The organism is Nocardioides sp. B-3 (assembly GCF_024703895.1).
GTDB lineage: Bacteria > Actinomycetota > Actinomycetes > Propionibacteriales > Nocardioidaceae > Nocardioides.
In genome coordinates, this window is the sequence record NZ_CP087968.1 from 724,523 (window position 1) to 738,997 (window position 14,475).

At 71.3% G+C, this 14,475-nt stretch carries 11 protein-coding genes and 7 pseudogenes; 15 read left to right on the forward strand and 3 right to left on the reverse strand.

Features of this window, described 5'->3' with window-relative positions; genetic code table 11:
- Nucleotides 1-79: 79 nt before the first annotated feature.
- Both LP418_RS04870 and LP418_RS04875 read left to right on the forward strand, forming a co-directional pair.
- Nucleotides 80-211 (forward strand): hypothetical protein, encoded by a 132-nt coding sequence (locus tag LP418_RS04870; RefSeq protein WP_257955441.1) that lies wholly within the window; start codon nucleotides 80-82, stop codon nucleotides 209-211.
- On the forward strand, nucleotides 211-858 hold the full coding sequence (locus LP418_RS04875; RefSeq protein WP_257955442.1) for an exodeoxyribonuclease III: 648 nt from the start codon (nucleotides 211-213) through the stop codon (nucleotides 856-858). The genes LP418_RS04870 and LP418_RS04875 overlap by 1 nt, the downstream gene beginning before the upstream one ends.
- A gap of 3 nt (nucleotides 859-861) precedes the next feature.
- Here LP418_RS04875 and LP418_RS04880 read toward each other — a convergent pair whose 3' ends face one another.
- Nucleotides 862-2,022 (reverse strand): ROK family transcriptional regulator, encoded by a 1,161-nt coding sequence (locus LP418_RS04880; protein ID WP_257955443.1) that lies wholly within the window; start codon nucleotides 2,020-2,022, stop codon nucleotides 862-864.
- A gap of 172 nt (nucleotides 2,023-2,194) precedes the next feature.
- Between LP418_RS04880 and LP418_RS32435 the strand changes: the two are divergent.
- The 12 genes and pseudogenes from LP418_RS32435 to LP418_RS04925 all read left to right on the forward strand — a co-directional run.
- Nucleotides 2,195-2,338: pseudogene (locus tag LP418_RS32435) on the forward strand (ATP-binding cassette domain-containing protein); the annotation flags it as partial.
- 70 nt (nucleotides 2,339-2,408) lie between these two features.
- A complete protein-coding gene (locus tag LP418_RS32440; RefSeq protein WP_442940225.1) occupies nucleotides 2,409-3,389 on the forward strand; it encodes an ATP-binding cassette domain-containing protein in 981 nt (326 codons plus the stop codon).
- Nucleotides 3,293-4,171, forward strand: a pseudogene (locus LP418_RS32445) (ATP-binding cassette domain-containing protein); the annotation flags it as partial. The gene LP418_RS32440 and the pseudogene LP418_RS32445, both read left to right, overlap by 97 nt.
- 58 nt (nucleotides 4,172-4,229) lie before the next feature.
- Complete coding sequence (locus LP418_RS32450) at nucleotides 4,230-4,637, forward strand: ABC transporter permease subunit (RefSeq protein ID WP_442940226.1); 408 nt, start codon at nucleotides 4,230-4,232, stop codon at nucleotides 4,635-4,637.
- Between the two features lie 191 nt (nucleotides 4,638-4,828).
- A pseudogene (locus tag LP418_RS32455) lies at nucleotides 4,829-5,740 on the forward strand (ABC transporter permease); the annotation flags it as partial.
- Nucleotides 5,740-6,291 (forward strand): hypothetical protein, encoded by a 552-nt coding sequence (locus LP418_RS04895; protein ID WP_257955446.1) that lies wholly within the window; start codon nucleotides 5,740-5,742, stop codon nucleotides 6,289-6,291. The pseudogene LP418_RS32455 and the gene LP418_RS04895, both read left to right, overlap by 1 nt.
- Nucleotides 6,292-6,307: 16 nt before the next feature.
- Nucleotides 6,308-6,967, forward strand: coding sequence for a substrate-binding domain-containing protein (locus LP418_RS04900; RefSeq protein ID WP_257956905.1), 660 nt, complete (start codon nucleotides 6,308-6,310; stop codon nucleotides 6,965-6,967).
- A gap of 972 nt (nucleotides 6,968-7,939) precedes the next feature.
- Nucleotides 7,940-8,464: pseudogene (locus tag LP418_RS04905) on the forward strand (Gfo/Idh/MocA family protein); the annotation flags it as partial.
- 91 nt (nucleotides 8,465-8,555) lie between these two features.
- A complete protein-coding gene (locus LP418_RS04910) occupies nucleotides 8,556-9,020 on the forward strand; it encodes a Gfo/Idh/MocA family protein (RefSeq protein ID WP_257956906.1) in 465 nt (154 codons plus the stop codon).
- 391 nt (nucleotides 9,021-9,411) lie between these two features.
- Nucleotides 9,412-10,203 (forward strand): sugar phosphate isomerase/epimerase family protein, encoded by a 792-nt coding sequence (locus tag LP418_RS04915; protein ID WP_336275910.1) that lies wholly within the window; start codon nucleotides 9,412-9,414, stop codon nucleotides 10,201-10,203.
- On the forward strand, nucleotides 10,191-11,270 hold the full coding sequence (locus tag LP418_RS04920) for a DNA recombination protein RmuC (RefSeq protein ID WP_257955447.1): 1,080 nt from the start codon (nucleotides 10,191-10,193) through the stop codon (nucleotides 11,268-11,270). The genes LP418_RS04915 and LP418_RS04920 overlap by 13 nt, the downstream gene beginning before the upstream one ends.
- 53 nt (nucleotides 11,271-11,323) lie before the next feature.
- Nucleotides 11,324-11,875, forward strand: coding sequence for a DUF6542 domain-containing protein (locus LP418_RS04925; RefSeq protein WP_257955448.1), 552 nt, complete (start codon nucleotides 11,324-11,326; stop codon nucleotides 11,873-11,875).
- Nucleotides 11,876-11,879: 4 nt separating this feature from the next.
- Here the strand turns inward: LP418_RS04925 and LP418_RS04930 are convergent.
- Both LP418_RS04930 and LP418_RS04935 read right to left on the reverse strand, forming a co-directional pair.
- Nucleotides 11,880-12,504 (reverse strand): annotated as a pseudogene (locus tag LP418_RS04930) (L-threonylcarbamoyladenylate synthase).
- Nucleotides 12,505-12,506: 2 nt separating this feature from the next.
- Nucleotides 12,507-13,449, reverse strand: a pseudogene (locus LP418_RS04935) (4-hydroxy-3-methylbut-2-enyl diphosphate reductase).
- A gap of 211 nt (nucleotides 13,450-13,660) precedes the next feature.
- On the opposite strand from LP418_RS04935, the pseudogene xseA reads away from it, so the two are divergent.
- Nucleotides 13,661-14,371 (forward strand): annotated as a pseudogene (gene xseA, locus LP418_RS30345) (exodeoxyribonuclease VII large subunit); the annotation flags it as partial.
- Nucleotides 14,372-14,475: the final 104 nt, after the last annotated feature.

Sequence of the window (14,475 nt, forward strand, 5' to 3'; positions counted from 1 at the left end):
TCCGCATGAAGAACACCCGTGTAAAGACCCCCGGTCGCTAAATTTTCTGGCACGCCGCGGCGTCTCCTACGCTGACCCGGTGCGCATCGCGACTCGGAACGTCAACTCACTCCGCTCCCGCATCGACCGCGTCGAGGCCTTCCCCGGATCGGCACGACATCGACGTGCTCGCGCTCCAGGAGACCAAGGCGCGAGGACCAGCTGCCGCTGATGGGCCTGCAGGCGCGCGGCTACGAGATCGCCGTCGCCGGCGTCAACCAGTGGAACGGCGTCGCCCTCATCTCGCGCGTCGGCCTCGAGGACGTCACGGTCGGCTTCGCCGACATGCCCGGGTACGGCGAACCGCTGGCCGCCGAGGCCCGCGCGATCGGCGCCACCGCCGGCGGAGTGCGCATCTGGTCGCTCTACGTCCCCAACGGTCGCAAGCCCGACGACCCGCACTACGTCTACAAGCTCGACTGGCTCTCCCGCCTCCGCGCGGCGGCGACGCCGTGGCTCGACGAGGAGACTGTCCCGGTCGGCGACTGGAACATCTGCCCGACCGACGCCGACGTCTTCGACCCCGCGCAGTTCGCGAAGTCGACGCACGTGACACCGCCCGAGCGGGCCGCCTTCCCGGGCGTTCCTCGACGACGGCTGCGTCGAGGTCACCCGCGAGCACGACCCGGGCTACACCTACTGGGACTACTACCGCCAGCGCTTCGAGCGCGACCGTGGGCTGAAGATCGACTTCGCGCTCGCGTCCCCCGCGCTCGCGAAGCGGTCACCGGCGCCTTCATCGACCGCGACGAGCGCGACCCGGCCCGGGGCACGGGCAGCCCGTCCGACCACGCCCCGGTGATCGTGGACATCGCCTGACGATCAGCCCGTGATCGCCACGCTCGCGCGCTCGATCTCCTCGGGCGAGAGCACGTGCGCGATCGCCAGCGCAGCAGCGCCGATGACCCCGGCCTGCTCACCCGCGGCCGACGGCAGGATCCGCAGGTGCTCGGTCGCGAGCGGAAGGGAGCGCTGGTAGACGGTCTCGCGGATGCCGGCGATCAGGTGCTCGCCGGCGGCTGACATCGCGCCCCCGACGACCACGACGGAGGGGTTGATGAAGTTGACGACCATCGCCACCATCTCGCCCATGTCGCGACCGGCCTGACGCACGACCTGCACGGCTCGGAGGTTGCCGCCGCGCACGAGCGCGACGATGTCGGCACTGCTCGAGACGTCTGCGCCACCGGCGCACAACGTGGCGGCCAGCGCGGGCGCGGCCGCCATCGCCTCGAGGCAGCCCTCGTTGCCGCACCGGCAGGTGACGCCCTCTCCGCGTGGCAGCCGCACGTGGCCGACGTCGCCCGCCGTGCCCATCGCGCCACGCTGCAGCGCGCCGCCGGAGATGATGCCGGCACCGATGCCGGTGGAGACCTTGATGAAGACCAGGTCCTGCACGTCGGGGAAGTGTGCGTGCTGCTCCCCCAGCGCCATGATGTTGACGTCGTTGTCGATCAGCACCGGCACGTCGATGTCGCGCCGCACGTGCGCGGGCACGTCGTAGCGGTCCCAGCCGGGCATGATCGGCGGGTTGATCGCCCGGCCGGTCGAGTGCTCGACGGGGCCCGGCAGCCCGATGCCGATCGCCGCCAGCTCGGCGAGCTTGCGCTGCTGGCCACGCAGCAGCGAACGGACCGAGCCCGTGACCCAGCCGAGCACCACCTCGGGCCCGTCGGCGATGTCCGGGTCGGCCCGCGCCTCGGCCGGGATCGTGCCGGCGAGGTCGGCCAGCACCGCGCGTGCGTGGGTGGCACCGAGGTCGACGCCGACGACGACGCGAGCACTCGGGTTGAGTGCGAGGACGGACGGCGGCCGTCCGCCGGTGGAGACCGCGTCGCCGTGCGGCGCCACGAGCCCGAGGCGCAGGAGCACGTCGATCCGGGCGGCGATCGTGGAGCGCGCGAGGCCGCTCGACTCGGCCAGCTGGGCGCGGGTCTGGGGCCCGCCGTCCCGCAGCAGCTCGAACACGTCGCTGGTCTTCACGGCGCGAATTCAACCACCGATTCTTTTGTGCGTCCATCAAACATCTTTTGCCGAACTCTCGACATAAGCCGGTGACGCATGCCACAGTGGCGCCGTGCCCAGCCCCACCGAACCCTCCGCGCAGCCCGTGCTGCGGGTGCGTGGACTCACCAAGTCGTTCGTCGGAAATGTCGTGCTCCGCGACGCCGACCTCGAGGTGCGCCCCGGCCAGGTGCTGGGCCTCGTCGGCGAGAACGGCGCCGGCAAGTCGACGCTGATGAAGATCCTCGCTGGCGTGCACCAGCCCGACGCCGGCACGATCGAGATCGACGGCGAGACGGTGAGCTTCGGCCACCCGGTCCAGGGCCCAGCAGCGCGGGCTGTCGACCGTCTTCCGGGAGTTCAACCTGCTCCCCGAGCGCTCGGTCGCCGAGAACATCTGGCTCGGTCGCGAGCCGCGGCGGCGCGGCATGGTCGACACGACCGCGATGAACCGAGACACCGACGAGCTGCTGGCCGGACTCGGCATCACCGGCCTCAAGGCCAGCCGTCGCGTCCGCTCGCTGTCGGTCGCCGAGCAGCAGGTCGTCGAGATCGCCAAGGCCGTCAGCTTCGACTCGCGGATCATCCAGATGGACGAGCCGACCGCCGCCCTCGCCGATCACGAGGTCGAGCTGCTCTACCGCATCATCGCCACCCTGACCGCCCGCGGCGTCTGCGATCATCTACGTCTCCCACCGGCTCAAGGAGATCTTCGCGCTCTGCGACACGATCACCGTGCTCAAGGACGGCGAGCAGGTCGCGACGGCGCGTGCGGAGGAGCTCGACGAGGCCCGCCTCGTGCGATTGATGGTCGGTCGCCCGATGTCGTCCTTCTTCCCCGACCCGCTGCCCGACACCGTCGTCGGCGAGCCGCGGCTCGAGCTGCGCGGCGCCGGCAACGGCTACGTCGACGACGTCGACCTCACCCTGCGCGGCGGCGAGATCGTCGGCGTGGCCGGCCTGCAGGGGTCCGGTCGCACCGAGCTCCCGGAGGCGATCTTCGGGGTCGCTCCGCTGTCGCGCGGCGAGCTGCTGATCGACGGCGCCGCCGTCAGCATCCGTACGCCGCGCCGGAGCCGTCCGCAAGGGCTCGGCCCCGGTCACGGAGGACCGCAAGGCCACCGGACTGGCCGTCCACCAGTCGATCCTCGACAACGCCCCGGGCGTCGTGCACGCCGTCTTCCCCTCGCGCACCGGCGACGCCCGTCGCGCGATCCCGGGCGTGCTGTCCACCCTCGCCGTCTCGGCGCGCTCCATGGCGCAGGAGGCGCAGTTCCTCTCCGGCGGCAACCAGCAGAAGGTCGTGCTGGCCCGCTGGCTCTCCACCCGCCCGGGCGTCGTGCTGATGGACGAGCCGACGCGCGGCATCGACGTCGGTGCCAAGCACGCGATCTACGAGGTGATGCGCAGCTCGGCCGCGGAGGGCGTCGCCGTCCTCATGGTGTCCAGCGAGCTCCCCGAGGTGATCGGCATGTCCGACCGGATCCCGGTGATGCGCGACGGCCGCATCGCCGGCGAGCTGCCCGCCGGCTCGTCCGAGGAGACCGTGCTCGGCCCGGCCACCGGCAGCCCGGGAGGTGGCGTCGTGAAGTCCGCCCGCCTCACCTCGACCGGCATCGTCTACGCCGTCCTGCTGCTGGCGATCGTGGTCGGCGCGATCCTCACGGCAAGCAACGACCGCAACTTCTTCAGCACCGGCAACATCGACAACATCCTGACCACGACCACGATCCTCGGCTTCATCGCGATCGGTCAGACGCTGGTCATCCCGGTCGGCTCGCTGGACCTGTCCGTGCCGTTCGTGGTCAGCCCGGCCAGCGTGGTCGGCGGCGGCATGATGGCCGGCAGCAGTGGCCGGATCGTGCCCGCGGTGCTGGTCACGCTCGCCCTCGCGGTCGCCATCGGTCTGGTCAACGGCATGGTCGTCAGCCTGTTGAAGGTGCACGGCTTCATCGCCACGCTCGGCATGGGCCTGATCCTGTCGGGCTACCCGGCCAGCAACTACCGGGGCAGCCACGGCAGCGCCCCGCGCCACTTCCGCCTGCTCGACGCCACCCGGATCGGACCGGTCCCGATCGCGACCCTGCTGATGCTGGGCGCGGCCCTGCTGGCGATCTGGATGCTGCGCCGTACGCGCCCCGGGACATCACCTGTACGCCGTCGGCGGCAACGCCGAGGTGGCGCGGATGTCCGGAGTCCGCACCCGTGTCCCCGTCATCGCCGCCCACATCCTGTGCTCCGTGCTCTCGGCGATCGCCGGCCTGCTGCTGCTCGCCCGCCTCGGCGTCGGGCAGCCCACCGTCGGCTCCCGGGGCAACTACGACCTGATGTCGATCGCGGCCGTCGTCCTCGGCGGCACCCTGCTCGCCGGCGGCAAGGGCAACATCACCGGCACGCTGGCCGGGGTCGCGATCTTCGCCGTGCTCGACAACGTCATGGGCGTCATGCAGACCAACCCGTTCCTCAAGGACGTCGTGCGCGGCCCGGTGATCGTGGTGGCGGTGGCGGTCTACGCCCGCCGCGACCCGGACTGGCGCCCGGCCCGCTTCGAGCGACCGAGCGCTCTCGGCTCAGCCCTCGAGGAAGCGCGATGACCCAGATCACGACGACCGAGACGAAGGCCCGACCCGAGCTGGCGGCCCGTCCGGGCACGTGGGGCAGCCGGCTCGGAGCGGGCCTCGCCACCCCCGGCGGTGCCGTGTTCGTGCTGGTGGCAGTGCTGTTGGTCTCGATCATGATCTCCAACCCCAACTTCACCGAGCCCGGGGCGCTGATCCGCTTCGCGGGGCGTACGGCGCCGATCGCGATCGTGGCGATGGGGCAGTACTACGTGATCGTCAGCGGCGAGTTCGACCTCTCGATGGCGGCGGTGATCACCACGCAGGTCGTGCTGGCCGGCAACTTCATCGGCCGGGACGAGGGCCGGATCATCCCCGGGCTGCTGCTGATGCTGGCCGTCGGCGTGCTGATCGGACTGGTCAACGGGCTCGCCACGACTCTGCTCAAGGTGCCGAGCTTCATCGTCACGCTCGGCACGATGCTGGCGCTGACCGGGCTGGTCCGCTACGTCACCGGCGGCGCGGCCACCGGCAACCCCGTCGACAGCTTCCGCCAGATCGGCCGGGGCGGCATCGAGGACGTGCCGGTCGTCGGCATCATCCCCTATCCCCTGCTCATCCTGCTGGCCCTCGCCGCCGCCTCGGTGTGGCTGATGCGCCGCCCGTTCGGCCGCACGCTGATCGCCGTCGGCGACAACCCCGAAGCCGCCCACTACTCCGGCACGCCGCTGTGGTGGGTCAAGACGCGGGCCTTCGTCCTCTCGTCGCTCTCGGCCACGGTCGCCGGCGTGCTGCTCGTGGGGTACGCCGGCGTGCACCCGTCCGTCGGCGCGGGCTACGAGTTCTCCGCGATCACCGCGGTGGTGCTGGGCGGCGTGCTGCTCGGCGGCGGTCGCGGCTGGGTGCTGTCGGCCGCCGCGGGCGCCTTCGCCCTCGAGCTCCTCTTCCTGCTGCTCACCAGCCTCGGCGTCCCGTCGACCCGGCGCGACACCGTGCAGGGACTGATCATCATCGCCGCCGTCGCACTGGCGGCGCGCGCTCGGCAGGGCGGTCGCCGGCCACGACCCTCGCCATCCACTAGCTCGGAGAGACCTACAACCACCCAGCCCGACCCGGGCACAACCACAGGAGAAATCTGATGCGCAGAACCATCAGGGGGACCATCGCGTCCACCTCGTCGGCGCTGCTGGTGCTGGCGGTGCTGGCTGGCTGCAGCACCGACGACATCGACCCCGCCGACACCGAAGCCAGCGAGTCCACCAGCGAGACGTCGAACGAGACGTCCGCCCCGGACAGCGAGTGGTTCGTCCGAGCCGACTACGACGAGCAGGACGCCCAGCGCTCTGCGACGTTCGAGGGCGACCCGGCCCAGCCGTGGCTGCAGTACATCGACGGGAAGATGACCGACACATCGGCGTACAAGGCAGGCGGCGCCAAGAAGGTCTGCTTCTCCAACGCCTCCAACGACAACCCGTGGCGCCAGACCGGCTACATCACGATGCAGCAGCAGCTCGAGGTGCTCGAGAGCGACGGCGTCATCTCCGAGATGGAGGTGCGCGACGCGCAGGCCGACGACAACACGCAGCTCGCCGACATCGACTACTTCATCGCGGAGGGCCAGTGCGACGTCTTCATCATCTCGCCCAACTCGACGGCCGCGATGACCCCCCGGCGTCGAGCGCGCGTGTGAGACCGGCAAGCCGGTCATCGTCTTCGACCGCGGCGTCCAGACCGACTGCGCGACCACGTACATCCACCCGATCGGTGGCTACGCGTGGGGCATCGACACCGCCAACTTCCTCGTCGACAACCTCGAGGAGGGCGACAAGGTCGTCGCGCTGCGCATCCTGCCGGGCGTCGACGTGCTCGAGACCCGCTGGGCCGCGGCCAAGAAGATCTTCGAGGAGAACGGCATCGAGGCCGACGACTTCTTCACCGGGGCCGACCCGACCGAGATCAAGAAGATCATCACCGACGCGCTCAACCGGGGCGACGTGGACGGCGTCTGGATGGACGCCGGTGACGGTGCCGTCGCCGCGATCGAGGCGTTCGAGGACGCCGGCGTCGACTACCCGGTGATGACCGGCGAGGACGAGATGAGCTTCCTGCGCAAGTGGGAGGAGACCGGCCTGACCGGCCTCGCGCCCGTCTACTCCAACTTCCAGTGGCGTACGCCGTTGCTCGCCGTCGAGAAGATCTTCGCCGGCGAGGAGGTGCCCGCGGAGTGGGTGCTGCCGCAGACCCCGATCACCGAGGACGAGCGCTCGGACTACCTCGCGGCCAACGACGGCATGCCCGACGGCCACTACGCGAAGTTCGGCGGCGAGGAGCTGCCCGGCTTCCCGGACGCCCGGACCGACCGCTGATCACCCGGCCCGGCCACGACGTCCGTCGTGGCCGGGCCGCACCAAACTTGTGAGAAGGAGCAGTCGTGCGCGCCATCGGCATCAACACTCGGGTCTGGGCCTCACCGCTCACCGACGCCGTGGTGGACCAGCTGCTGGACCACGTCGCGGCCCTCGGGTTCGACGCGGTCGAGCTGCCGCTCGAACAGGTCGGCGATCTCAGCATCGACGTGGTGGGGGCTGCCTTGGAGCCGACCGGCCCGGCGCCGTACGTCGTGGGCGCGATGGCTCCCGGCCGAGACTTGGTCGCGACCGATCGGGGGACGGTCGCGGCCACGCAGGACTACCTGCGAGCATGCATCGACCCGGCCGCGGGCATCAGGGGCACCCGCCGTGTGCGGGCCGTTCTATGCGGCGACCGGACGCACGTGGCGGATGACTGCGGACGAGCGCACTGCGGCGTACGGCGAATGGCGATCGAACCTCGCGCCGGTCGTCGAGCACGCCGGATCGCGCGGGGTGACCCTCGGGATCGAGCCGCTGAACCGCTACGAGACCTCGCTCGTCAACACCGTCGACCCGGGCGCTCGAGGGACTCGACGGACTGCTCGGGCCGGCCCTCGGGCTGGCGCTCGACACCTACCACCTCAACATCGAGGAACGCTCCAGCGCGGACGCGATCCGGGCCGCCGGCGAGCACCTCGTGCACCTGCAGGTCTGCGGCAGCGACCGGGGCGCACCCGGGCGGCGACCATACGGACTGGCCGGCGGTGGTCGACGCGCTGGACGAGGTCGGCTACGCGGGCCCGCTGAACATCGAGAGCTTCACCGCCGACAACGCCGCCATCGCCACCGCGGCGTCCATCTGGCGGCCACTCGCACCCACGCAGGACGACCTGGCCCGCGACGGGCTGGCCTTCCTGCGCACACTCATCGACCCGGGGGGACCGCGTGACAGACCGGCTCGGAGTCGCCGTCATCGGCTACTCCTTCATGGGCAAGGCCCACTCCAACGCCCGGCGCAACGTGGGCGCGTTCTATCCCGACGTGCCGGCCGTCGACCAGCGCGTGCTCGTCGGCCGCGACCCGATCCTCGTGAAGGAGGCCGCCGGGCGCTTCGGCTGGCAGGACTCGGCGACCGACTGGCGCTCGGTGCTGGAGCGTGACGACGTGCAGATCGTCGACATCTGCACCCCCGGCCACCTGCACGCCGAGATCGCCGAGGCGGCCCCGGCCGCCGGCAAGCACGTGCTCGTGGAGAAGCCGCTGACCAACACGGTGTCGGAGTCCGCGCGGCTGGTCGCCTCCGCATCCTCCGCCCTCGAACGCGGCGTCGTCTCGATGGTCGGCTTCAACTACCGCCGGGTGCCCGCGCTGGCGTTGGCGCGTCGCCTCGTCGCCGACGGCCGGATCGGCGAGGTGCGGTCCGTCCGCGCGGCCTACCTCCGGGACTGGCTGGCCGATGCCACCGCGCCAATGACCCGGCGACTGCGCAAGACCGAGGCCGGCTCGGGTGCTCTCGGCGACCTCGGGTCGCACGTCGTCGACCAGGTGCAGTTCCTCCCGGGCGACGAGGTCTCCCCGGGTCAGCGGCCAGCTGCACACGTTCGTGCCGTCGCGCCCGGGTGCGGGCGGGATCGAGCAGGTCACCGTCGACGACGCGGCACGGGCCACGCTCGGGACGCGGCGCGGAGCGGTGGCCAGCATCGAGGTCAGCCGGATGGCGTTCGGCCGCAAGAACGGCCTGACCATCGAGGTCTACGGCTCGCACGGGTCGATCTCCTTCGACCCGGAGCGGCTCAACGAGCTCGTCGTCGACACCGGCTCCGGGGGCGCGCGGACGCTGGTGACCGAGGCCGACCACCCCTATGCCGGCGCACGGTGGCCGCCCGGCCACGTGCTCGGGTGGGACCACACCTTCACCTCGCAGGCGGCCGACTTCCCGGCGGCGGTGCGTTCATCCACGCAACCCTCCCCCAGCTTCGCCGAGGGCCTCGCGGTCCAACGCGTGCTCGGCGCGATCGCGGACAGCGCGTCTGCGGACGGCACCCGCGTCGAAGTCACGGCACACTGACGGCGTACGAACAGAGGAGAACCGATGGGCAAGCGCTTCACGCTCTTCACCGGCCAGTGGGCCGACCTGCCGTTCGAGGAGGTGGCGCGGCTCGCGGGCGAGTGGGGCTACGACGGCCTCGAGGTCGCCTGCTGGGGCGACCACCTCGACGCGTCCCGCTGGGACGACGCCGATTACGTCGCCTCGCGCCGGGAGATCCTCGAGCGCAACGGCCTCGATGTGTGGGCCATCTCCAACCACCTGCACGGGCAGGCCGTCTGCGACGACCCGATCGACTTCCGGCACCGGGGCATCGTGCGCGAGCGCGTGTGGGGCGACGGCGATCCTGAGGGCGTACGCCGCCGCGCGGCCGACGAGGTCAAGGACACCGCTCGGATGGCGCGCGCTGGGCGTGGACACCGTCGTCGGGTTCACGGGGTCCTCGACTCGGCAGTACGTCGCGATGTTCCCGCCGGTGCCCGCGTCCGTCATCGACGACGGCTACCGGGACTTCGCCGATCGCTGGAACCCGATCCTCGACGTCTTCGACGAGTGCGGCGTGCGGTTCGCGCACGAGGTGCACCCCTCGGAGATCGCCTACGACTTCTGGTCGACGCAGCGCACGCTCGAGGCGATCGGACACCGGCCGGCGTTCGGGCTGAACTGGGACCCGAGCCACATGATCTGGCAGGGGCTCGACCCCGTCGCGTTCATCACCGACTTCGCCGACCGGATCTACCACGTGGACTGCAAGGACACCCGGATGCGGATGGGTGGCGGCCGCAACGGCATCCTCTCCTCCCACCTGCCCCGGGGCGACCAGCACCGCGGCTGGGACTTCGTCTCCACCGGTCGCGGCGACGTGCCCCGGGAGGACGCCTTCCGCGCACTCGCGCGGATCGGCTATGACGGCCCGATCTCCGTAGAGTGGGAGGACGCGGGCATGGACCGCCTGCGTGGTGCTCCCGAGGCGTTGGAGTTCCTGCGCCGCTTCGACTTCGACCTGCCCGCCGCCTCCTTCGACGCGGCGTTCGACCCGGGGCTGAGCCTCTCCCCCGCCCGCGAACGCCGCTGGTTGAGCAGCGAGGCCGCCCGGGAACGCCGCTGGTTGAGCAGCGAGGCCGCCCGCGGCCGAGCGTGTCGATACCAAGGCAACCGCCCGTTGTCGGTCCCTCCTGTCACAGTGCGGACATGGAGATCCTGACGATCCCGGTGATGCTCGCGGTCGGCCTCGCGCTCGGCTTCGGCCCGGGCTGGCTGGCGTCCCGCGCCCGCCCGCGTGACGAGGGCGTGCTGCACGCTCTGGAGCAGCGCAGCGCCGACCGGGCCGTCGTCCGCGAGGGCATGGAGCGTCTCCGGGACCAGCTCAACGACCTCGAGCACGCCCGCGCGACTCGGCAGGGACAGTTCAGCCAGCAGGTCTCCGACATGCGCCTGACCACCGAGTCGCTGCGCCGCGAGACCGGGTCGCTGACCTCCGCGCTCCGCAAGCCGCAGGTGCGTGGCCGTTGGGGTGAGCTCCATCTCCGGCGCACCGTCGAGCTGGCCGGCCTCGTCGCGCGCTGCGACTTCACCGAGCAGGCCCAGCTCGCCGACGGTGTCCTGCGTCCCGACGTGATCGTCCACCTCGCCGGCGGCAAGTCCGTCGTCATCGACGCCAAGGTCTCCCTCGACGCGTTCCTCGACGCGGCCAGCAGCGAGGACGACGACGAGCGCGAGGCCCACCTGCAGCGGCACGTGCGCCAGCTGCGCACCCACGTCGACCAGCTCGCCAGCAAGGCCTACTGGCGCGCGCTCGACGAGACGCCGGAGTTCGTGGTGATGTTCGTGCCGGCCGAGGCCTTCCTCTCCGCAGCTCTCGACACCCAGTCGGACCTGCTCGAGCACGCCGCCGCCAAGAACGTCATCCTCGCCACGCCGACGACCCTGATCGCGCTGCTGCGCACGGTGGCGCACGGCTGGTCGCACGAGACCCCGGCTGCACAGGCGATGGAAGTGCGCCGCCTCGGCACCGAGCTCCACCAGCGGCTCGGTTCGCTGGGCGGTCACCCGGACAAGGTCGGCCGGTCCCCGGGCGCCGCCGTTGCGGCGTACAACGCGGGCGTCGGCTCCCTCGAGGGGCGCGTGCTGGTGACGGCGCGCCGTTTCAACGACCTCGGTGTCACGACCGATGACCTGCCCGCACCTCGCCGGGGTGGAGGAGGCGCCGCGCAGCCTGAGCGCGCCCGAGTTCGAGGCGCTCGGCGACTCGGCGACACCCGGGACGGGTGAGGCGACCTTGTTCGACGACGCCGGAGCCCGGCCGGACCCGCCGTGGATCCGCCGTGCGTGAGCGGTCTCGCCGGACGTCCGACGGTGCGGTCGCGCGGGCAGCCACCTCGTCGGACGTCCCGGAGATCGTCCGACAGATCGGCACCCGGCGCGGCGCCGAGGAGGCACCGGTCACCCGTTCTACGTTGGTGGGTGTGAGTGACACCGGGACCGTGTGGACCGAGGGTCTCGAGCCCGGCCGGCAGGCGGTCGCGCTGGGGATCGCTGCCGTGCTCACGATCGTGGTGATCGACGTGCTCCTCGTCGGCGAGCTGAGCTTCTTCTTCGACCTGTGCTTCATCGTGCTGTGCCTCGGGCTGGCGCTGGTGGTCAGGCCGCACGACTTCTTCATCATCGGTGTGCTGCCTCCGCTGATGATGCTCGCCGTCGTCGCAATGCTCGGTGCGGTCGCGCCGGAGACGGTCGCCGACCGGGGCGACGGCATCGTGCAGGCCGTCGTCTCCGGGCTCGCCCACCACAGCGGCGCGCTGGTCGCGGGCTATGCCGTCTGCCCGGGCACCCTGTGGCTGCGCCAGCGGACCCTGCAGCGCAACGCGTCCGGCTGAGGTCTCAGACCTCGAACCGCTCCACGTCGCCGGCGCCTCGCCGTACGACCTCGGGCTCCGCGCCCGACCAGTCGATCACCGACGTCGGCTGTGCCGGTGTCTCGCCGGCCTCGATCACGATGTCGACCACGTGGTCGAGCTCCTCCTTGATCTCCCAGCCCATGGTGCGGGCCTCGACCTCGCCGGGCAGGATCAGCGTGCTGGTGAGGATCGGCTCGCCGAGCTCTTCAAGGATCGCGCACACCAGCGTGTGGTCGGGAATGCGGACTCCGACCGTCTTCTTCTTCGCGTGCATCAACCGCTTCGGCACCTCGCCGGTCGCGGGCAGGATGAACGTGTACGGCCCGGGCGTGGCCGCCTTGATGGCACGGAACGCGGCGTTGTCGACGTGCACGAACTGGCCCAGCTGGGCGAAGTCCTTGCACATCAGCGTGAAGTGGTGCCGGTCGTCGAGGCCACGGATCCCGAGGATCCGGTCGCGGCCGTCGCGGTTGCCGAGCTGGGCGCCGAGGGCGTAGCCGGAGTCGGTCGGGTAGGCGATCAGCTCGTCGTCACGCAGCGCATCGACGACCCGGCTGATCAGCCGCGGCTGCGGGGTTGTCCGGGTGGATGTCGAGGTAGCGGGCCATCGTCAGGCCTGCTGGGCAGCGCGCAGGTCGCGACGCAGCTCGGGCGGCAGCGCGAAGATGAGCGACTCCTCGGCCGAGTGGACGGCGCGCGGGGGGGTAGCCACGATCGGCGAGGAACGAGAGCACGCCGTCGACGAGGTCCTCCGGCACCGAGGCACCGGAGGTGACGCTGACGTTGTCGACGCCGTCGAGCCGGGCCTCGTCGATCTCGGTGTGGTCGTCGACGAGGTAGGACGCCTTGGCGCCGGCCTCGAGGGCGACCTCGACGAGGCGGACCGAGTTGGAGGAGTTGCGCGAGCCGACGACGATCACGAGGTCGGCCTTGGGCGAGATCTCCTTGACCGCGAGCTGGCGGTTCTGGGTGGCGTAGCAGATGTCGTCGCTCGGCGGGTCGAGCAGCAGCGGGAACTTCTTGCGGATCGCGGCCACCGTCTCGAGGGTCTCGTCGACGGACAACGTGGTCTGCGAGAGCCACGCGACCTTGGCCGGGTCGCGGACGACGATCTTGTCGACGTCGTCGGGGCTCTGCACGAGCTGGATGTGGTCGGGCGCCTCGCCGGCAGTGCCCTCGACCTCCTCGTGACCCTCGTGACCGATGAGCAGGATGTCGTAGTCGTCGCTGGCGAAGCGCTTCGCCTCGTGGTGCACCTTCGTCACCAGCGGGCAGGTGGCGTCGATCGTCTTCAGACTGCGGTCGTCCGCCTCGGCGTGCACCGCGGGCGAGACACCGTGGGCGGAGAAGACGACCGTCTGGCCCTCGGGCACCTCGTCGAGCTCCTCGACGAAGATCGCGCCTCGCGACTCGAGGTTGGCCACGACGTGCTTGTTGTGGACGATCTGCTTGCGCACGTAGACGGGGGCGCCGTAGAGGTCCAGCGCCTTCTCGACCGTGATGACTGCGCGGTCGACGCCGGCGCAGTAGCCGCGCGGGGCCGCGAGCAGCACTTCGCGCGCCGCTTCGGGGGTCGAGGACGGGCGGCAGACCCGGGTTGGTGCTCATGGTGCGAGTCTAGGTGGGCCCGTCGTACGCCGCAGTGTCGGCGCTCTCACCTAGAGTCACCGCCGTGCCCTCCCTCCGCGACGCGACCCGGAAGCCCCGGCGCCGGTGCGCGCCGTGGCCAACGCGGTCAGCCAGTGGATCGACCAGCTCGGCGGGGTGTGGGTCGAGGGCCAGCTCGCCCAGATCAGCCGCCGGCCGGGCATCAACACCGTCTTCATGACCCTGCGTGACACGGTCGCCGACATCTCGGTGCCGCTCACCTGCCAGCGCACGCTCTTCGACTCGCTCAACCCGCCGCTCGTCGAGGGCGCCAGCGTCGTCGTGCACGCGCGACCGTCGTTCTACGCCAACCGCGGCACCTTCTCGCTCTACGCGCGCCAGATCAGCATGGTCGGCCTCGGCGAGCTGCTCGCGCGCATCGAGCGCCGCCGACAGCTGCTCGCGGCCGAGGGGCTGTTCGCGCCCGAGCTCAAGCGCGACCTCCCGTTCCTGCCCGGTCGGGTCGGCCTGATCACCGCCCCCAACAGCGCCGCCGAGCGCGACGTCCTCGACAACGCCCGCCGTCGCTGGCCCGGTGTGCAGTTCGAGGTGGCCTACGCCGCCATGCAGGGCACCCGCTCCGCGGCCGAGGTGATGGAGGCGCTCGACCGGCTCGACCGCAATGCCGCCGTCGACGTGATCGTGATCGCCCGCGGTGGCGGTTCGGTCGAAGACCTGCTGCCGTTCTCCGACGAGGCGCTGATCAGGGCGGTCCACAAGGTCACCACGCCGGTGGTGTCGGCGATCGGGCACGAGCCCGACTCGCCGCTCCTCGACCCGGTGGCCGACGTCCGCGCCTCCACGCCGACCGACGCCGCCAAGCTGGTCGTCCCCGACATGGCGGAGGAGGTCCGCGGCGTCCTCTGGGCCCGCGACCGGGTGCGCCGTGGTGGGTCAGCTGGTGGCCCGCGAGCAGACGCGCCTCGACGACC

Coding starts and splice junctions, on each gene's coding strand:
- LP418_RS04875 (WP_257955442.1), top strand. CDS start 211: ATGGGCCTGCAGGCGCGCGGCTACGAGATCGCCGTCGCCGGCGTCAAC.
- LP418_RS32450 (WP_442940226.1), top strand. CDS start 4,230: ATGTCCGGAGTCCGCACCCGTGTCCCCGTCATCGCCGCCCACATCCTG.
- LP418_RS04895 (WP_257955446.1), top strand. CDS start 5,740: ATGCGCAGAACCATCAGGGGGACCATCGCGTCCACCTCGTCGGCGCTG.
- LP418_RS04920 (WP_257955447.1), top strand. CDS start 10,191: ATGGAGATCCTGACGATCCCGGTGATGCTCGCGGTCGGCCTCGCGCTC.